This is a genomic window from Escherichia sp. E2586 (assembly GCF_005781105.1).
Lineage (GTDB): Bacteria > Pseudomonadota > Gammaproteobacteria > Enterobacterales > Enterobacteriaceae > Escherichia.
In genome coordinates, this window is the sequence record NZ_VATN01000002.1 from 30,313 (window position 1) to 49,813 (window position 19,501).

The 19,501-nt window shown below is 49.9% G+C and carries 17 protein-coding genes; 12 read left to right on the forward strand and 5 right to left on the reverse strand.

Features of this window, described 5'->3' with window-relative positions; all coding sequences use genetic code 11:
• The first annotated feature begins 85 nt into the window (after positions 1 to 85).
• From miaB to lnt, 5 genes are all read left to right on the forward strand, one after another.
• On the forward strand, positions 86 to 1,510 hold the full coding sequence (miaB, locus tag FEK50_RS01465; protein ID WP_000162740.1) for a tRNA (N6-isopentenyl adenosine(37)-C2)-methylthiotransferase MiaB: 1,425 nt from the start codon (positions 86 to 88) through the stop codon (positions 1,508 to 1,510).
• Positions 1,511 to 1,837: 327 nt separating this feature from the next.
• Positions 1,838 to 2,878, forward strand: coding sequence for a PhoH family protein (locus tag FEK50_RS01470; protein WP_001018040.1), 1,041 nt, complete (start codon positions 1,838 to 1,840; stop codon positions 2,876 to 2,878).
• Positions 2,875 to 3,342 (forward strand): rRNA maturation RNase YbeY, encoded by a 468-nt coding sequence (gene ybeY / locus FEK50_RS01475; protein WP_130206518.1) that lies wholly within the window; start codon positions 2,875 to 2,877, stop codon positions 3,340 to 3,342. The genes FEK50_RS01470 and ybeY overlap by 4 nt, the downstream gene beginning before the upstream one ends.
• Positions 3,343 to 3,431: 89 nt before the next feature.
• Positions 3,432 to 4,310 (forward strand): CNNM family magnesium/cobalt transport protein CorC, encoded by an 879-nt coding sequence (gene corC / locus FEK50_RS01480; protein ID WP_001278605.1) that lies wholly within the window; start codon positions 3,432 to 3,434, stop codon positions 4,308 to 4,310.
• 24 nt (positions 4,311 to 4,334) lie between these two features.
• Complete coding sequence (gene lnt / locus FEK50_RS01485; RefSeq protein ID WP_131161046.1) at positions 4,335 to 5,873, forward strand: apolipoprotein N-acyltransferase; 1,539 nt, start codon at positions 4,335 to 4,337, stop codon at positions 5,871 to 5,873.
• 126 nt (positions 5,874 to 5,999) lie between these two features.
• Here lnt and FEK50_RS01490 read toward each other — a convergent pair whose 3' ends face one another.
• Complete coding sequence (locus tag FEK50_RS01490) at positions 6,000 to 7,877, reverse strand: rhomboid family intramembrane serine protease (RefSeq protein WP_131161045.1); 1,878 nt, start codon at positions 7,875 to 7,877, stop codon at positions 6,000 to 6,002.
• A gap of 454 nt (positions 7,878 to 8,331) precedes the next feature.
• Between FEK50_RS01490 and gltI the strand changes: the two genes are divergently transcribed.
• The 6 genes from gltI (at position 8,332) to hscC (ending at position 14,356) form a co-directional block, all read left to right on the forward strand.
• Entirely contained in the window at positions 8,332 to 9,240 is a 909-nt protein-coding gene (gltI, locus tag FEK50_RS01495; protein WP_001177085.1) for a glutamate/aspartate ABC transporter substrate-binding protein GltI, read from the forward strand.
• Between the two features lie 169 nt (positions 9,241 to 9,409).
• Positions 9,410 to 10,150, forward strand: coding sequence for a glutamate/aspartate ABC transporter permease GltJ (gltJ, locus tag FEK50_RS01500; RefSeq protein ID WP_000020950.1), 741 nt, complete (start codon positions 9,410 to 9,412; stop codon positions 10,148 to 10,150).
• Complete coding sequence (gltK, locus tag FEK50_RS01505; RefSeq protein ID WP_000272828.1) at positions 10,150 to 10,824, forward strand: glutamate/aspartate ABC transporter permease GltK; 675 nt, start codon at positions 10,150 to 10,152, stop codon at positions 10,822 to 10,824. Before gltJ ends, gltK begins: the two co-directional genes overlap by 1 nt.
• On the forward strand, positions 10,824 to 11,549 hold the full coding sequence (gene gltL, locus FEK50_RS01510) for a glutamate/aspartate ABC transporter ATP-binding protein GltL (RefSeq protein ID WP_000631384.1): 726 nt from the start codon (positions 10,824 to 10,826) through the stop codon (positions 11,547 to 11,549). Before gltK ends, gltL begins: the two co-directional genes overlap by 1 nt.
• 117 nt (positions 11,550 to 11,666) lie before the next feature.
• Positions 11,667 to 12,602, forward strand: a complete 936-nt coding sequence (gene rihA / locus FEK50_RS01515; protein ID WP_131161044.1) for a pyrimidine-specific ribonucleoside hydrolase RihA — start codon at positions 11,667 to 11,669, stop codon at positions 12,600 to 12,602.
• Between the two features lie 83 nt (positions 12,603 to 12,685).
• On the forward strand, positions 12,686 to 14,356 hold the full coding sequence (gene hscC / locus FEK50_RS01520) for a molecular chaperone HscC (RefSeq protein WP_131161043.1): 1,671 nt from the start codon (positions 12,686 to 12,688) through the stop codon (positions 14,354 to 14,356).
• Between the two features lie 75 nt (positions 14,357 to 14,431).
• Here the strand turns inward: hscC and FEK50_RS01525 are convergent, their stop codons facing one another.
• Together FEK50_RS01525 and FEK50_RS01530 are read right to left on the reverse strand one after the other, a co-directional pair.
• Positions 14,432 to 15,883 (reverse strand): J domain-containing protein, encoded by a 1,452-nt coding sequence (locus FEK50_RS01525; protein WP_131161042.1) that lies wholly within the window; start codon positions 15,881 to 15,883, stop codon positions 14,432 to 14,434.
• The gene (locus FEK50_RS01530; protein WP_131161041.1) at positions 15,880 to 16,587 is read right to left on the reverse strand and encodes a DUF1266 domain-containing protein; all 708 of its coding nucleotides are present in this window, start codon (positions 16,585 to 16,587) and stop codon (positions 15,880 to 15,882) included. The genes FEK50_RS01525 and FEK50_RS01530 overlap by 4 nt, the downstream gene beginning before the upstream one ends.
• A gap of 101 nt (positions 16,588 to 16,688) precedes the next feature.
• Between FEK50_RS01530 and FEK50_RS01535 the strand changes: the two genes are divergently transcribed.
• Positions 16,689 to 17,243 carry a tetratricopeptide repeat protein gene (locus FEK50_RS01535; protein WP_130206501.1) on the forward strand — a complete coding sequence of 185 codons (555 nt, stop codon included), beginning with the start codon at positions 16,689 to 16,691 and terminating at the stop codon, positions 17,241 to 17,243.
• Between the two features lie 9 nt (positions 17,244 to 17,252).
• Here the strand turns inward: FEK50_RS01535 and FEK50_RS01540 are convergent, their stop codons facing one another.
• Positions 17,253 to 18,680: a J domain-containing protein gene (locus FEK50_RS01540; protein ID WP_131161040.1), complete on the reverse strand. Its 1,428-nt coding sequence runs from the start codon at positions 18,678 to 18,680 to the stop codon at positions 17,253 to 17,255.
• Positions 18,677 to 19,384, reverse strand: a complete 708-nt coding sequence (locus tag FEK50_RS01545; protein ID WP_131161039.1) for a DUF1266 domain-containing protein — start codon at positions 19,382 to 19,384, stop codon at positions 18,677 to 18,679. The genes FEK50_RS01540 and FEK50_RS01545 overlap by 4 nt, the downstream gene beginning before the upstream one ends.
• Positions 19,385 to 19,501 lie beyond the last annotated feature (117 nt).

Genomic DNA, 19,501 nt, shown 5'->3' on the forward strand with positions numbered 1-19,501 from the left:
ATAACGCTCATACTGGTCACAACGGCAGCAAAGCATTACACTATGCGCCCTGCATTCCTGGCTACTATTTCGCAAGAGCAAGTCGATGACCAAAAAACTCCATATTAAAACCTGGGGCTGTCAGATGAACGAGTACGATTCATCGAAGATGGCCGATCTGCTGGATGCCACCCACGGCTATCAACTGACCGACGTGGCGGAAGAAGCGGATGTGCTGCTGCTGAACACCTGCTCAATCCGCGAGAAGGCTCAGGAAAAAGTCTTCCATCAGTTGGGTCGCTGGAAACTGTTAAAAGAGAAGAATCCAGACCTGATTATCGGCGTCGGTGGCTGCGTGGCATCGCAAGAAGGCGAGCACATTCGCCAGCGCGCCCACTATGTCGATATTATTTTTGGGCCGCAAACGCTGCACCGTCTGCCGGAGATGATCAACTCCGTGCGCGGCGACCGCAGCCCGGTTGTAGATATCAGCTTCCCGGAAATCGAGAAGTTTGACCGTCTGCCGGAACCGCGCGCCGAAGGGCCAACCGCGTTTGTCTCCATCATGGAAGGCTGCAATAAATATTGCACCTACTGCGTGGTGCCTTACACCCGTGGTGAAGAGGTAAGCCGTCCGTCCGACGATATTCTGTTTGAAATTGCCCAGCTTGCGGCTCAGGGCGTGCGTGAAGTCAACCTGCTCGGTCAGAACGTGAACGCCTGGCGTGGTGAAAACTACGACGGCACCACCGGATCGTTTGCCGATCTGCTGCGTCTGGTTGCTGCGATCGACGGGATCGATCGTATTCGCTTTACCACCAGCCATCCAATCGAATTCACCGACGATATCATCGAAGTGTATCGCGACACGCCGGAGCTGGTGAGCTTCCTGCACCTGCCGGTACAGAGCGGTTCCGATCGTATTCTGAACCTGATGGGACGTACTCATACGGCGCTGGAGTACAAAGCGATCATCCGTAAACTGCGTGCGGCGCGTCCGGATATTCAGATCAGTTCTGACTTCATCGTTGGCTTCCCTGGCGAAACCACCGAAGACTTCGAGAAAACGATGAAGCTGATTGCCGACGTCAATTTCGACATGAGCTACAGCTTTATCTTCTCTGCACGTCCGGGTACGCCAGCCGCCGATATGGTTGATGATGTTCCGGAAGAAGAGAAGAAGCAGCGTCTGTATATTCTGCAAGAACGTATCAATCAGCAAGCGATGGCATGGAGCCGCCGGATGCTCGGCACCACCCAGCGTATTCTGGTAGAAGGTACATCGCGTAAGAGCATCATGGAACTTTCCGGGCGTACCGAAAATAACCGCGTGGTCAACTTCGAGGGCACACCGGATATGATCGGTAAATTCGTCGATGTAGAAATTACCGACGTCTACCCGAACTCTCTGCGCGGTAAAGTGGTGCGTACTGAAGATGAAATGGGTCTGCGCGTGGCAGAAACACCGGAATCGGTGATTGCCCGTACCCGCAAAGAAAACGACCTGGGCGTGGGTTATTATCAGCCGTAATTCTCAGGCCCGCCGGTCTGGTAAGTTTTGAGACTGACGACAAACGCAAATTGCCTGATGCGCTACGCTTATCATGCCTACATGATTCCAGCAATATATTGAATTTGCATGAATTTGTAGGCCGGATAAGGCGTTTACGCCGCATCCGGCATGAACAACACGCACTTCGTCAATAATCACTGGCCCGCCGTTCCGGTGGGCCTTGTTTTTTCTCTCTTTATCCCCATCTTTATCGCAATGCTTGCGCCTTTTTCCTGTGGCGTGAATAATTTCGTTATAGGCCGGTGAATGTTCAGCTTCCGGCGGCATACAGATAAGAGGAACAGTTTGAACATAGACACTCGCGAAATCACCCTGGAGCCAGCAGACAACGCGCGTCTGTTGAGCCTGTGCGGCCCGTTTGATGACAACATCAAACAACTCGAACGCCGTCTCGGCATCGAAATCAATCGCCGCGATAACCACTTTAAACTGACCGGCCGCCCGATTTGCGTCACCGCCGCGGCAGACATTCTGCGCAGCCTGTATGTCGATACCGCCCCAATGCGCGGTCAGATTCAGGATATCGAACCAGAACAGATCCACCTTGCGATTAAAGAAGCGCGCGTGCTGGAGCAAAGCGCGGAGAGCGTGCCGGAGTACGGCAAAGCGGTCAATATCAAAACCAAACGCGGCGTAATTAAGCCGCGCACGCCAAACCAGGCGCAGTACATCGCCAATATTCTCGACCATGACATCACCTTCGGCGTTGGGCCGGCGGGTACGGGTAAAACCTACCTGGCAGTAGCTGCGGCAGTTGATGCCCTGGAACGTCAGGAAATCCGCCGTATTCTGCTGACTCGTCCGGCGGTAGAAGCCGGTGAGAAACTGGGCTTCCTGCCTGGCGATTTAAGCCAGAAAGTAGACCCGTATCTGCGCCCGCTGTACGACGCGCTATTTGAAATGCTCGGCTTTGAGAAAGTCGAGAAACTGATTGAGCGCAACGTTATTGAAGTCGCGCCGCTGGCCTATATGCGTGGTCGTACGCTGAACGACGCGTTTATCATTCTTGATGAGAGCCAGAACACCACCATCGAACAGATGAAGATGTTCCTGACCCGTATCGGTTTTAACTCAAAAGCGGTTATCACCGGCGACGTCACGCAGATCGACCTGCCGCGTAATACCAAGTCTGGTTTGCGTCACGCCATCGAAGTGCTGGCCGATGTCGAAGAGATCAGCTTTAACTTCTTCCACAGCGAAGACGTGGTTCGTCACCCGGTGGTGGCGCGTATCGTTAACGCCTATGAAGCCTGGGAAGAAGCTGAACAAAAACGTAAAGCGGCGCTGGCGGCAGAACGCAAGCGCGAAGAACAGGAACAAAAATGAGTCAGGTGATCCTCGATTTACAACTGGCATGTGAAGATAATTCCGGGTTACCGGAAGAGAGCCAGTTTCAGACATGGCTGAATGCGGTGATCCCGCAGTTTCAGGAAGAGTCGGAAGTGACTATTCGCGTGGTCGACACCGCCGAAAGCCACAGTCTGAATATGACCTATCGCGGTAAGGATAAGCCGACCAACGTGCTCTCCTTCCCGTTTGAAGTGCCGCCTGGCATGGAGATGTCGCTACTGGGCGATCTGGTTATCTGCCGTCAGGTGGTTGAGAAGGAAGCTCAGGAGCAAGGCAAACCACTGGAGGCGCACTGGGCGCATATGGTGGTGCATGGCAGTCTGCATTTGTTAGGTTACGATCACATCGAAGATGACGAAGCAGAAGAAATGGAAGCCCTCGAAACAGAGATTATGCTTGCTCTGGGCTATGAGGATCCGTACATTGCCGAGAAAGAATAATTTGCCAGGCATTTGACTGGCAGATGTCCCCGCCGTTGGTGATTAACGACGGCGTTTTGATTAACTAACATGAGAACCCATACGACGCCATGAGCGACGACAATTCACACAGTAGTGACACGATAAGCAACAAGAAGGGATTTTTCTCCCTGTTACTCAGCCAACTTTTCCACGGTGAACCGAAAAACCGTGACGAACTGCTGGCGCTGATCCGTGATTCCGGGCAGAACGACCTTATCGACGAAGATACGCGCGATATGCTCGAAGGGGTAATGGACATCGCAGACCAACGCGTTCGCGACATCATGATCCCCCGCTCCCAGATGATTACCCTGAAACGCAACCAGACGCTGGACGAATGCCTTGATGTCATCATCGAGTCCGCCCACTCACGTTTCCCGGTGATTAGCGAAGACAAAGATCACATTGAAGGGATTCTGATGGCGAAAGACTTGCTGCCGTTTATGCGCAGCGATGCTGAAGCCTTCAGCATGGACAAAGTGTTACGTCAGGCGGTTGTCGTTCCTGAAAGTAAGCGCGTAGACCGGATGCTGAAAGAGTTTCGCTCTCAGCGTTACCACATGGCGATCGTCATTGACGAATTCGGTGGGGTTTCCGGTCTGGTGACCATTGAAGACATCCTGGAACTGATTGTTGGTGAGATTGAAGACGAGTATGACGAAGAAGATGATATCGACTTCCGTCAGCTGAGTCGTCATACCTGGACTGTGCGCGCGCTGGCTTCCATTGAAGACTTCAACGAAGCGTTCGGCACTCACTTTAGCGATGAAGAAGTCGACACTATCGGTGGTCTGGTGATGCAGGCATTTGGGCATCTTCCGGCGCGTGGCGAAACCATCGACATCGACGGTTACCAGTTCAAAGTGGCGATGGCTGACAGTCGGCGTATTATTCAGGTTCATGTCAAAATCCCGGATGACTCACCCCAGCCGAAGCTGGATGAATAAAACCGAAACTGGATAGATAACTACATGGCTTTTGCCTCATTAATTGAACGCCAGCGCATTCGCCTGCTGCTGGCGTTATTATTCGGTGCCTGCGGAACGCTGGCCTTCTCTCCTTACGACGTCTGGCCTGCGGCGATTATTTCGCTGATGGGGCTTCAGGCGTTGACCTTTAACCGTCGTCCACTCCAGTCTGCCGCGATTGGCTTTTGCTGGGGATTTGGCCTCTTTGGCAGCGGTATTAACTGGGTCTATGTCAGCATCGCGACCTTTGGCGGAATGCCTGGCCCGGTTAACATCTTCCTGGTGGTACTGCTGGCGGCGTATCTGTCGCTGTATACCGGACTGTTTGCTGGCGTGCTGTCGCGCCTTTGGCCGAAAACCACCTGGCTGCGTGTGGCGATTGCCGCCCCTGCTCTCTGGCAAGTGACCGAGTTTCTGCGCGGTTGGGTACTGACAGGCTTCCCGTGGTTACAGTTCGGCTATAGCCAGATTGATGGCCCGTTAAAAGGGCTGGCACCGATAATAGGCGTGGAAGCCATTAACTTCCTGCTAATGATGGTTAGCGGCCTGCTGGCACTGGCGTTGGTCAAACGCAACTGGCGTCCGCTGGCGGTGGCCGTCGTGCTGTTTGCCCTTCCCTTCCCGCTGCGTTACATCCAGTGGTTTACCCCGCAACCGGAGAAAACCATTCAGGTTTCGATGGTTCAAGGCGATATTCCGCAATCGCTGAAATGGGACGAAGGCCAGCTTCTTAATACGCTGAAGATTTACTACAACGCAACGGCACCGCTGATGGGCAAATCATCGTTGATTATCTGGCCGGAGTCAGCGATAACCGATCTGGAAATTAATCAGCAACCGTTCCTCAAAGAGCTGGATGGCGTTCTGCGTGAGAAAGGTAGCTCGTTGATCACCGGGATTGTCGACGCGCGTCTCAATAAGCAGAACCGCTACGATACCTACAACACCATCATCACGCTGGGTAAAGGTGCACCGTACAGCTACGAATCAGCCGATCGCTATAACAAAAACCATCTGGTGCCGTTTGGCGAGTTTGTCCCGCTGGAGTCGATTCTGCGTCCGTTAGCACCGTTCTTTGATCTGCCGATGTCGTCGTTCAGCCGTGGGCCATATATCCAGCCGCCGCTGTCGGTAAATGGTATTGAGCTTACTGCGGCTATTTGCTACGAGATCATTCTTGGAGAACAAGTGCGCGATAACTTCCGCCCGGATACCGACTATCTGCTGACTATCTCCAACGATGCGTGGTTTGGTAAGTCTATTGGTCCATGGCAGCACTTCCAGATGGCGCGAATGCGTGCGCTGGAGCTGGCGCGCCCATTGCTGCGTAGCACCAACAACGGCATTACGGCGGTGATTGGCCCGCAAGGTGAGATTCAGGCGATGATCCCGCAATTCACCCGCGAGGTGTTAACCACTAACGTGACGCCGACGACCGGACTCACACCGTACGCACGAACCGGCAACTGGCCGCTGTGGGTGCTGACGGCACTGTTTGGTTTTGCCGCTGTGCTGATGAGTCTGCGAGCACGTAAACGTTGATGTGCCTGATGCGCTACGCTTATCAGGCCTACGCGATTTTTGCAATATGTTGAATTTACGTTATTTTGTAGGATAAAGCGTACTTTCTCAACACGCTGTGGGGCATGATTATCATGCCCCTTTTTCTTACGGTTCAGGGATACAAGCCACATTGCCATATTGGGGATGACGAATAACTGCCTGCGGATCAAGCGAGAGCGTCCTGTCCATTTGGTTTAACCCGTTCTTCGCCATAACAAATATCTTTCTACCATCCGCTGAAAAACGAAGGTGATTAACGTAGCTGGCAGGATAAACGCCAACAATCTGCCCGGCATTAATATTGAGCAGGATGACATAACCTTGCAAGCCATATGACACCAACGCTAAATACTGACCGTCCGGGCTAATACCCTCAACGGAATAAACGCTCCTGCTACACCATTGCGTCATAATGCTGGCTTGCTGATCCCCAACTCTTATACGTGAAATCCCCTGGCTGTCGGCAAAAATTACATCCCCGTTTTCAGGTCGAAAACGCATCGCCGATATCGTTCCACGCGCATCACCTGCGGGAAAGTCTTCTTTCTGATGCGTGATGGTATTGATGCGTACAATGTCACCTCTGACCATACCGGGTATCAACAATGTTTTTTCATCCGGGGAAAGTGCCATAACCCAGGCGCCAGGTTTATTACTCGTCCCCGTCCCGTCGTATTTCTCCAGCGAGATATCCGCCACATGCTGATAAGTCACCAGATCAATCGCTGACACACTATTACTGGTGCGATTCATCACCCAGGCTTTTTTGCCATCACGCGAGAGGATAAGGCTGTCAGGATGTGCACCGGTGGTAATCGACTGAATAATCTCTCCCGTCGCCACGTTAATGACCGATAACGCATTCGCTTCAAATGAAGTCGCATAAAGCAACTTTTCATCCGGGCTTAACGCCAGCGATCTGACGCCCTGATCTTTACAGCCACCACAATGTTTGACTGACTTTTCTTTCGCTATGGGCGCTGTAAAGGTATGCAGGATTTTCTTTTGTCCGAGGTCGAACACAACAATGCTGTTCGTGTTTTCAATTGCGGTATACAACGTATTACCATCCCGACTGATCGCCATATCATGGATATCGGCAATCTCAGCGAGCAAATCACCACTGGCCTGTTCACGACTTACCGGAGCGGATAATGTTTCCCTGAGGGCGTTGCGTTCCTCCGCTAACTGTTGCTTTTTTTGCCGTCGCTCTTGTTCAATCTCCTGCAGATAAAACTCTTCACGCAGGCTTTGCCTGACCTGTAAAACTGATTCATCAATCTGCTGCTGCGCAAGCCAGATAGCCCCGGTCAGAAGAAGACTGCCCGCAACAATAATCCCGCCTTCCGTAACAAGCCGGTTTTGCCCAGATAAACGCGCACTCAGCCACCCCAACGCGCCACCCGCAATCAGGCCGCCAATGTGGCAAGCATTATCTATTCCTGTTTGCCGGGCACCATACAACAGTGTCAGCGCCACCATACCCAACAGAGAAAATACTCGCCGCTGGTTTTTATGGTGTGTAGCCGCACCTGAAGCAAGCTGTGTTGCTATCGCAGCGCCAGCTATCCCCATAATTGCCCCGGATGCCCCAACGCTGATGACTATCTGCTCACTTTCGCGTAACGCATAACAGGCGCTGATGAGTCCACCAATGACGCCGGAGAGCAACCAGATAATCAGGAGTCGCCATTTCCCCAGAATCCGTTCCGCCACAGCCCCCACCACCAGGAGTGCAAACATATTCATCAGCAAATGGGAAAAACTACTGTGCAGAAAGACACTGCTCAATAAGCGCCAGGGTTCACCCAACAACGTGAGAGAAGCAACGTTTGCGCCGAGATGGATAAGTGCGGATTGATCGACTTCTTCATAACTCATCCATTGTGCGAGGTAACAAAATATCCCAACACAAAACGCAAAAAGGATAAGGGTTATTGCGGGTAATTGAACATTTAACGGCTTAACCGTAGATGCAGACATAAGGTGATTCTTCCTTGAAAAGACAGGTAAAAAGCATTTTTCCCGTGCGCAGTTATCATCCCGGCAAACGTCCCATACCGAAAAGTTAACACTGTCCGAAATATGACTTTTTCAGCCTAAAATTACAACCGTAATTAATTCACCCCTAAGTATTTTTTGGCATGTAAGTTGCTTTATTTACTGTGTAAGCAATGAAATCAGCCGCGACGCAACCCGGTTGCACCACAACAATCCACCGGTAGCACCAAAAAGGTGCGGTTTAAGAATTTTGCTTCGGAATGGTGCGGTGCATCTCGCAAAAACAAACAATAAAACAGCAATATCTTTACATTTAGCCAAACTAAATGTTACCTAACAAGCACAACACTGCACAATAAAGTTGCAGATGATAACAACACAAACACTCACAACGGGTATCCATGCGTTTTTAACGCAGAAGATAAAGGAGTTGGATATGCAATTACGTAAACCTGCCACAGCAATCCTGGCCCTGGCGCTTTCCGCAGGACTGGCACAGGCAGATGACGCCGCCCCGGCAGCGGGCAGTACATTGGACAAAATCGCCAAAAACGGTGTGATTGTCGTCGGTCACCGTGAATCTTCAGTACCTTTTTCTTATTACGACAATCAGCAAAAAGTGGTGGGTTACTCGCAGGATTACTCCAACGCCATTGTTGAAGCAGTGAAAAAGAAACTCAACAAACCGGACTTGCAGGTAAAACTGATTCCGATTACCTCACAAAACCGTATTCCACTGCTGCAAAACGGCACTTTTGATTTTGAATGTGGTTCTACCACCAACAACGTCGAACGCCAAAAACAGGCGGCTTTCTCTGACACTATTTTCGTGGTCGGTACGCGCCTGTTGACCAAAAAGGGTGGTGATATCAAAGATTTTGCCGATCTGAAAGGCAAAGCCGTAGTCGTTACTTCCGGCACTACCTCTGAAGTTTTGCTCAACAAACTGAATGAAGAGCAAAAAATGAATATGCGAATTATCAGCGCCAAAGATCACGGTGACTCTTTCCGCACCCTGGAAAGCGGTCGTGCCGTTGCCTTTATGATGGATGATGCTCTGCTGGCTGGTGAACGTGCGAAAGCGAAGAAACCAGACAACTGGGAAATCGTCGGCAAGCCGCAGTCTCAGGAAGCTTACGGTTGCATGTTGCGTAAAGACGATCCGCAGTTCAAAAAGCTGATGGATGACACCATCGCTCAGGTCCAGACCTCCGGTGAAGCGGAAAAATGGTTTGATAAATGGTTCAAAAATCCAATTCCGCCGAAAAACCTGAACATGAATTTCGAACTGTCGGACGAAATGAAAGCACTGTTCAAAGAACCGAATGACAAAGCACTGAACTAATTACAAGAACCAGGGGCGGAAATTCCAGCCCTCTCGATTGTTACGTAGCACGGACAGACTATACGCCTGATGGTCGTTCCCCATCGGGCCTGAAAACCGCAATACGCTGGGTAACAATCTTCGAGGGTAGCAGTTAACGCTGCTACCCTCTTTTTTCTGGAGTAGATTTATGTCTATAGACTGGAACTGGGGTATTTTTTTACAACAAGCCCCGTTCGGCAACACCACCTATCTTGGTTGGATCTGGAGTGGTTTTCAGGTGACGATCGCTTTGTCGATCTGCGCCTGGATTATCGCTTTCCTCGTCGGCTCGTTATTCGGCATTTTGCGCACCGTTCCTAACCGTTTTCTCTCCGGTCTGGGTACGTTGTATGTCGAACTGTTCCGCAACGTGCCATTGATTGTGCAATTCTTTACCTGGTATCTGGTGATCCCAGAGCTGCTGCCGGAGAAAATCGGCATGTGGTTTAAGGCGGAACTGGACCCAAATATTCAGTTTTTCCTCTCCTCTATGCTCTGCCTGGGGCTGTTTACTGCGGCTCGCGTTTGCGAACAAGTACGCGCCGCAATCCAGTCACTACCGCGCGGGCAGAAGAATGCCGCGCTGGCAATGGGGCTGACGCTGCCGCAGGCTTACCGCTACGTACTGCTGCCTAACGCTTATCGCGTTATCGTCCCGCCGATGACCTCCGAGATGATGAACCTGGTGAAAAACTCCGCCATCGCCTCGACTATCGGTCTGGTGGATATGGCGGCGCAGGCGGGTAAATTACTCGATTACTCCGCTCACGCCTGGGAGTCGTTTACCGCCATCACGCTGGCGTATGTGTTGATTAACGCGGTTATCATGCTGGTGATGACGCTGGTTGAACGTAAAGTTCGCCTGCCCGGCAATATGGGGGGCAAATAATGTACGAGTTTGACTGGAGTTCCATTGTCCCTTCCCTGCCATATCTGCTGGACGGGCTGGTGATCACCCTGAAAATCACCGTCACGGCAGTCGTGATTGGTATTTTGTGGGGCACCATGCTGGCGGTGATGCGTTTATCGAGCTTTGCGCCCGTTGCCTGGTTTGCCAAAGCCTACGTTAACGTGTTCCGTTCGATCCCACTGGTAATGGTACTGTTGTGGTTTTACCTGATTGTGCCGGGTTTTCTGCAAAACGTGCTGGGATTATCGCCGAAAACCGATATTCGTTTAATTTCTGCGATGGTGGCGTTTTCGATGTTTGAAGCGGCCTACTATTCAGAGATTATCCGCGCCGGTATTCAAAGTATTTCTCGTGGTCAGTCAAGCGCCGCGCTGGCGTTGGGGATGACTCACTGGCAGTCGATGAAACTGATTATTCTGCCGCAGGCGTTCCGCGCGATGGTGCCGCTGCTGCTCACTCAGGGTATCGTACTGTTCCAGGATACCTCACTGGTGTATGTGTTATCTCTGGCCGATTTCTTCCGTACCGCCTCAACCATTGGTGAGCGTGATGGTACGCAGGTCGAGATGATCCTGTTTGCCGGATTTGTTTATTTCGTTATTAGCCTTAGCGCGTCGTTGTTGGTCAGCTACTTGAAAAGAAGGACAGCATAATGATTACCCTGAAAAATGTTTCAAAATGGTATGGTCACTTTCAGGTGCTGACCGACTGCTCAACCGAAGTGAAAAAAGGCGAAGTGGTGGTGGTTTGCGGCCCGTCTGGTTCTGGCAAATCAACGCTGATTAAAACCGTCAACGGCCTCGAACCGGTGCAGCAAGGTGAAATCACCGTTGATGGTATCGTGGTTAACGACAAGAAAACCGATCTGGCAAAGCTGCGTTCCCGCGTCGGGATGGTGTTCCAGCATTTCGAGCTGTTCCCTCATCTGTCGATTATCGAAAACCTGACCCTGGCGCAGGTGAAAGTGCTTAAACGCGATAAAGCGCCGGCTCGTGAAAAAGCATTGAAATTGCTGGAGCGCGTGGGACTTTCTGCACATGCCAATAAGTTTCCGGCGCAGCTTTCCGGCGGTCAGCAGCAGCGTGTGGCGATCGCTCGCGCATTGTGCATGGATCCTATTGCGATGCTGTTCGACGAACCGACATCGGCGCTGGATCCGGAGATGATCAACGAAGTGCTGGACGTGATGGTGGAACTGGCGAACGAGGGGATGACCATGATGGTGGTGACCCACGAAATGGGCTTTGCCCGTAAAGTGGCGAATAGAGTGATCTTTATGGACGAGGGAAAAATTGTCGAAGACTCGCCGAAAGACGCTTTCTTCGATGATCCGAAATCGGACCGCGCAAAAGACTTCCTCGCGAAAATCCTGCACTAATCCTTCTGGCGCGCATACCCAGGTGCGCGCCATCTCACGCTTTATCGTTTCGGTCCTCGTATCTGTTACATTCCGGCGTTACCCTTGTCGCAAAGAAACACACAACAAGGAGCAACAATGGCACTGCCAATTCTGTTAGATTGCGACCCAGGTCATGACGACGCTATCGCAATAGTTCTCGCCCTCGCCTCACCAGAGCTTGATGTCAAAGCCATCACATCTTCAGCCGGAAACCAGACACCCGATAAAACATTACGCAATGTTCTGCGTATGCTGACCTTGCTTAATCGCACCGATATTCCGGTAGCAGGCGGCGCGGTGAAACCGTTAATGCGTGAGTTGATTATCGCGGACAACGTACACGGCGAAAGCGGTCTGGATGGTCCGGCATTACCGGAACCGACGTTTGCACCGCAAAACTGTACGGCGGTAGAGCTGATGGCGAAAACGCTGCGTGAAAGTGCGGAACCTGTCACCATTGTTTCTACCGGACCGCAAACTAACGTCGCCTTGCTGCTCAATAGCCATCCGGAACTGCACAGCAAAATCGCCCGTATCGTGATTATGGGCGGTGCAATGGGGCTTGGTAACTGGACGCCAGCCGCCGAGTTTAATATTTACGTTGACCCGGAAGCAGCGGAGATTGTCTTCCAGTCAGGGATTCCGGTGGTGATGGCCGGTCTGGATGTCACTCACAAAGCACAAATCCACGTTGAAGACACCGAGCGTTTCCGCGCGATTGGTAACCCGATTTCAACCATTGTTGCCGAACTGCTGGATTTCTTCCTCGAATATCATAAAGACGAAAAATGGGGCTTTGTCGGCGCGCCGCTGCACGATCCGTGCACCATTGCCTGGCTATTGAAACCCGAGTTGTTTACCACCGTAGAGCGCTGGGTCGGCGTTGAAACACAGGGGAAATATACCCAGGGGATGACAGTTGTTGATTATTACTATCTGACCGGTAACAAACCGAATGCCACTGTAATGGTCGATGTTGATCGTCAGGGCTTTGTTGATTTACTGGCTGAACGTCTGAAATTTTACGCTTAATACTCCTTATTGATTAAGATCACCACGTTTTACCAGGGTGGTCTTAATCTGGTTATCTCTTTTTCTTTCAAGATATAAATGCAATGGATAATGCAGAACTCGCCATTGGTATCGATCTCGGTACTACCAATAGTTTAATTGCTGTCTGGAAAGACGGTGCCGCACAATTAATTCCAAATAAATTCGGTGAATATTTAACACCATCCATAATTAGCATGGATGAAAATAACCATATTCTGGTCGGTAAACCGGCAGTGTCCAGGCGCACATCGCATCCTGATAAAACCGCAGCGTTATTTAAACGCGCGATGGGCAGTAATACCAACTGGCGTTTAGGCGGTGACACATTTAATGCACCGGAATTGTCCTCTTTGGTATTGCGTTCATTAAAAGAAGATGCTGAAGAATTTCTGCAACAACCGATTAAAGATGTGGTGATCTCTGTTCCTGCTTATTTCAGTGATGAACAACGCAAGCATACCCGTTTAGCAGCAGAGTTAGCCGGGCTAAATGCAGTGCGCCTGATTAATGAGCCAACGGCAGCCGCGATGGCGTATGGCCTGCATACGCAGCAAAATACCCGCTCGCTGGTTTTTGATCTCGGTGGCGGCACGTTTGACGTCACGGTGCTTGAATACGCTACGCCGGTGATTGAAGTGCACGCCTCCGCGGGTGATAACTTTCTTGGTGGCGAAGATTTTACTCATATGCTGGTCGATGAAGTTTTAAGACGCGCGGACGTTGCCAAAACCACGCTTAACGAGAGCGAACTGGCAGCCTTATACGCCTGCGTGGAAGCTGCAAAATGTAGCAATCAATCGCCAATGCACATTCGCTGGCAGTACCAGGATGAAACGCAGGAGTGCGAATTTTACGAGAACGAACTGGAAGATTTGTGGTTACCGCTACTCAACCGCTTGCGTGTGCCGATTGAACAGGCGTTGCGCGATGCACGTCTGAAGCCGAGTCAAATCGACAGCCTGGTACTGGTCGGCGGTGCGTCGCAAATGCCACTGGTGCAGCGAATCGCCGTGCGTCTGTTTGGCAAACTACCGTATCAAAGTTACGACCCGAGCACCATTGTCGCGCTGGGCGCAGCGATCCAGGCCGCTTGCCGCTTACGCAGCGAAGATATTGAAGAAGTGATCCTCACCGATATTTGCCCCTACTCGTTGGGCGTTGAAGTTAACCGCCAGGGCGTTTCCGGCATTTTCTCGCCAATTATTGAACGAAACACCACTGTGCCTGTATCGCGTGTAGAAACTTACTCAACCATGCACCCGGAACAGGATTCAATTACGGTTAACGTCTATCAGGGAGAAAACCACAAAGTTAAAAATAACATTCTGGTGGAATCATTCGATGTGCCGTTGAAGAAAACCGGGGTTTATCAGTCGATTGATATTCGCTTTAGTTATGATATCAACGGGTTGCTTGAAGTTGACGTGCTTCTGGAAGACGGCAGCGTTAAGTCCAGAGTCATTAATCACAGTCCGGTAACATTGAGCGCTCAGCAGATTGAAGAGAGTCGGGCGCGGTTATCCGCATTGAAAATTTATCCGCGCGATATGCTCATCAACCGTACCTTTAAAGCCAAACTGGAAGAGTTGTGGGCGCGTGCGCTGGGTGACGAGCGAGAAGAGATTGGCCGGGTGATCACCGATTTTGATGAGGCGTTGCAGTCAAACGATATGGCCCGCGTCGATGAGGTTAGGCGGCGGGCGAGCGGTTATTTGGCCATTGAGATCCCATAAACACGGCTGCCGGATGCGGCGTAAACGCCTTATCCGGCCTACTCGTAGGTCGGATAAGATGCGTCAGCATCGCATCTAACTGAGCAACATCGCGATTTTGCCGAGAGCATAACCTATCACCAGCACCGTTAAGCTGATTTTAATAATGCTGGTAATGCTCTGTGGTTTTTCATCCTCATCATTTTTTTCTTCATGGTTTTCAGGTGTTGGCTCATCGACATCTTCATCCTCCGGCTCGAGTTTCACTTTTGTCAACAGCATCCGGGTGATAATGGCCTCTAATGGATGAGCGTCTCCGCCTTCCAGCCTTGTATTAAGACGGGCCAGCATCTCTTGTTTCGGAAACGCTTCCAGTACTACCTGTTCCGCTACCCGATACAGATCCAGTAACGGTGAATCTTGCCCTGTCTCGCTACCGACTCTCGATTTCCACCACGCCCATGCTTTACGTTTGAAGAATAACGACTCGATAAACGATTGACCTAACGGCGATAATTTTCCGCTATGTAAAATTTCCGCCCATAACAGCCGCGTCCGGGCGCTCTCGCCAGGTACATATTTCAGCGGCTTACCTTGTGCATCAATCATGCTTCGCGCTTCGATAACCATCACTAATAACGCGAAATAATCCGGGCAATGACGCTTGCTCCACTGCAACAACAAATAATCCGCTAGTGTAGATGGGTAACTCTCCCAGTATGCGCAGAGATCGGCAAGCAGACTTTCCCCCTCACCGCAGTACAACCGTTGTGCACACGAGTAATATCGGGCATCTTCGCTTTCAGGTTCTTCCGTTTGCCACTGTTGGGCAACAGGAATGAGTTCCGCCATACCTGTTTGTACCGAGCTATACCAGCGCAACAATTTGCGATGCAACTTCTCATCATCAGGAATTAACCACGGACCTGCCATCGCCAAAAATGCAGTGACATAGTCAGGATGGTAACGACCGCAACGTTCCAGCGCGAAGTAATAATCAACAGTCTGGTTCTGTAACGCGACGGGATATTCCAGAAGGCTAAGGAAATCGAAACAATCCCCAGCCTGAATGGCCTCAAGAAAAGCCTCCCGCTCTTCTTCATCCATTCCTTCGCTGTCACTAAACGAATGCCAGTTCAAACGCTCTGCCAACAAAGATGCACAATTCAATGAAAGATATCGCGCCTTCATAGCGATTGCACACAGCGGCCAGCGTAATTGTTCGACATCCTCCATGTTCCAGGTATTTAATTGCTGAATAAATTTCTGCCAGGCGGAGGGCTGAAAACGATCACTTTCCGAAGCCAGTAAGGTTCTGAACGCTTTCAGTGCTTCGTGCTCTTCTGCAAGATCTTTCTCGTTATCAGCATTTTTTTCGTCTGGATTGACCGCAAGTCGCAGCGCCTCTTCATAGGCCTGGCGTAACGCTTTAAACCCCTGCGGATCGGTTTCTGGATGGTACAACGGTAAACGAGCAAGATAAGCCTGACGGATAATATCAACTTGTGTTGTGCTTTCGATTTCGAGGATTTGCCAACATGTTTTCATAGGTCGCTCACATCCTTAAGCGTTGCCGGGCATTCAGGCTGGGCAGTTAATGGCTGCCAGGGAAGCGTGGCATAGAAACGATCGCTTCCCGCTGCCAGCTCTTCGAACATCCGACTCCCGGCGCTATCGTATTTGTACAAGGTCAGCGCCTCGCGTAGCGAAGCGTTGTCTTCGCACTGAGCGGATTGCCAGTAGAGACGTCCTAACGAATAGGCGGAAAAATAGTGCATCCAACTGTGATAGTAATGGTGTGCTCGTTCATAGACACGCGATTGCAGCCATAAACTCTCGTCTTCCGTCAGCCACTTGTTGAGCACACCGACCCGTGACAGAAACCCCATTCGAACATAATCCCAGGCTTTGATTCCCCCTTCCCCGCAGCACATAGCGGTTTGTGCAACAAATTGGGTATAAATCAGCCCTCTGTCAGAGCCACCAGCTATTAATGCTTTCCACTCTTCAGGTGAAGAGCGATGCCATGCCAGATATAACCCGGCTAAATCATTTGCGTGACCATCATCGGTCATTTGGTAAATAGTCTGAATTAAATCATCACGATTATTTATTCCCCAGGATGATGACAGATCAAATTCTTTTACTCCGGTATACATTTTTGGCGAGTCATGTGCAGGCTTGCATCCCTTATTAAGAATCTCCATTGGCGTAGAAATCGCAAATAGAAGGCGTTGTTCTTCCTTATCCATATATTAACAATCCTTTAAGTACATTAACTGACTACTTTTTTATTAATGATGAGTATAAACTTGACGCTTTCAAAATAAAAAGAAAATCGAAGTATTGATAAATGAACAAAAAAATATATTTTATATTCGCAATATTTATAGTTGCGGCTATCACTTGTATTAGCCAACCTAAGAAAACGACCTTGCGCGATAAAGCTATGGCGAATTATGTCTTTGATTATTTAAGATCACCAGGCAGTCTTCCGTTTACCACGGCAGCAACGGAGCTTTCCGCGATTCATGGTCACTCAACGTCGCAATATCGCCTTGGCGAATTTTATCTTCATGGTAGCGACGGTAAACCACTGGATTATACACAGGCGAGATACTGGTATGAGCAATCAGCAGAACAGGAAAATCCGCGCGCACAAAGCAAACTGGGGTGGATCTACCTGAAAGGTCTGGGAGTCAAACCAGATACCCGTAAAGCAATTCTCTGGTATAAGGAAGCAGCTGAACAAGGGTATGCTCATGCTCAATATACTTTGGGTTTGATCTACAGAAATGGCTCAGGTGTTAATGTTAACCATTATGAATCTCAAAAATGGTTAAAACTGGCCGCCAAACAACATTACAAAAATGCGGAAAGATTGCTTGCCGGGCTTCCCGCACATTAACGTCGACTGTCACCCGAAGAGATGGAGTATTTTCCCTATCAAACCAGCAAAAATAAAAATATAGAAAATAATTTTAATGATGCCCAGACAGCCCGGCCCACCATCATCAACAGGCATTGGCTGCGGTTGCGGCTCCGGTTCGACGGTTTGCTTCTCGGTAAAATTCGCCGACTGAATTAATAATCGACGAATAATTAATGCTTCCAGTGGGCAACGATCTTCTGCATCAAGACGAGCGACGATCGGCATTAATGATTCTTCTGTAGGCTGGTTCGCCAGCACTAATTGTTTAGCAACTAAATATAATGGCCATAAGGGATGCTCTGTATCACGCGTGAGTGAGATTCGCGGCTTACGCCCTTTGTGCAAAACCATCTCGACCAGAGAACGCCCCAGCGCAGAGAGTTTTTCATGACTGAGTATTTCGTATAATTGAAAACGCGTACTGGCGCTGTCGCCAGGAACATAAAGTAGCGGTTTTCCCTGATCGTTAACCAGTTCACGTGCTTCAATCATCATCACCACTAACGGGTAATAATCGACCCGATGCTGACGGCACCATTGCAACATTAATGCATCCGTCTGGGTGGAGGGATACTCGCGCCAGTAGTCACAAAGTTCTACCAGAAGGCTTTCACCTTCTCCACAATAGACGCGTTGCGCGTATTCATAATAACGCGCATCTTCATTATCAGGTTCAGCTTCCCGCCACGACCGAGCATAATCCAGGAGTTCGGGTATTCCCACGCGGCTTGAGGTATACCAGCACAGTAAATTTCTGTGCAGTTTTGCATCATCGGGGATAATCACTGCGCGATGTTGCGCTAAATACAGTGTCAGCCATTCTGGATGCGATGACCAAATCCGAGCGAACATTTGGTAAAAATCAATGGTTTCATTTTGCACGGCAACGGACAGATGCAGAATGGTCTGGAAGTTAAAAATATCCCCCTTCGCAATGGCATATAAAAAGGATTCCAGTTCTTCTTCGTCTATTTCCCCAGTGTTTTCCTCCTGCAACCACCGCAATCTTTCAGCTAATAACGCCACGCACTCGAAGGATAAATGGGCAGTGTTCATAGCTATCGCGCACAACAACCAGCGTAATTCATCAATCTCTTCCATCGAGCAATAATTTAATTGCTGAATGAATCGCTGCCAGGCTGAGGGCAGAAAACGTTCGCTATCAGAGGCAAGTAACGCACGAAAGGCGAGCAGAATTTCATGTTCTGCAACTTCATGTTCTTCTGCTTGCCAAACAGATTTAGCAGGCGACTGCGCAATCCGTAGCGCGTCTTCATACGCCTGACGCAGTTGTTTAAAGCCCTGTGGATCGGTTTCTGGATGAAAGGACGGTAACAGCGCCAGATAAGCGCGACGGATAATATCGACATCAGTCGTTTCCTCTATTTCGAGGATCTTCCAGCAATTTTTCATAGGTCGCTCATATCCTTAAGCGTTTCCGGGCATGCGGGGTAGTCAGCCAGTGGTTGCCAGGGTAAGGTCGCGTAATATGCATCGTCACTGGCAAATAATTGATAAAACATATCATTGCCGGAATCGTCGTATTCTTTACGCGCTAAGAATTCATGTAATAAAGGCAGATTATCATCCTCGGGAGACTGCCAATATTGCCGACCAAAGGTATAACCGGCAAAGTATTGCCGCCAGTTACTATAATAACGTAGCGCCCGTAAATGAATGCGCGACTGGATCCATAGACTTTCTTCTTCACTCAACCAGTTATTAAGTACGCCCATCCGGCTTAAAAAACCCATCCGGACATAATCCCAGGCTTTGATTCCCCCTTCGCCACAGCATTCGGCGGTGCTGGCGACAAATTGCGCATAAGCCTGACCTTGCTCATTTAATTCAGCAAGATAGCCACGCCATTCACGTGGCGAATAACGAAACCAGCGGTGATAAAATCCAGCCAACCGTGCAGCATGACCGTTATCGATCATTCGGTGAATTGTGCGCAGCAGGTCATCACGGCCATCAATTCCCCAGGAAGAAGAAAGGTCAAAAAAGCGTGTACCTAAATACATTTTGGGAGATGAATGCGAAGGTAAACAGCATTCATTGCGTATTTCCATCGGAGTGGAAAGTGCAAACAATATTTTTTGCGACTCCATGTCCATATAATTTGTCCTTAAATATTCATTTAATGAATATCAACCACATTGCGAGGCTCATTTATTTATACTTTTCTGACGCAGTATAATACGCATAAAATAAGGCTTACGCAAAAATGGAAC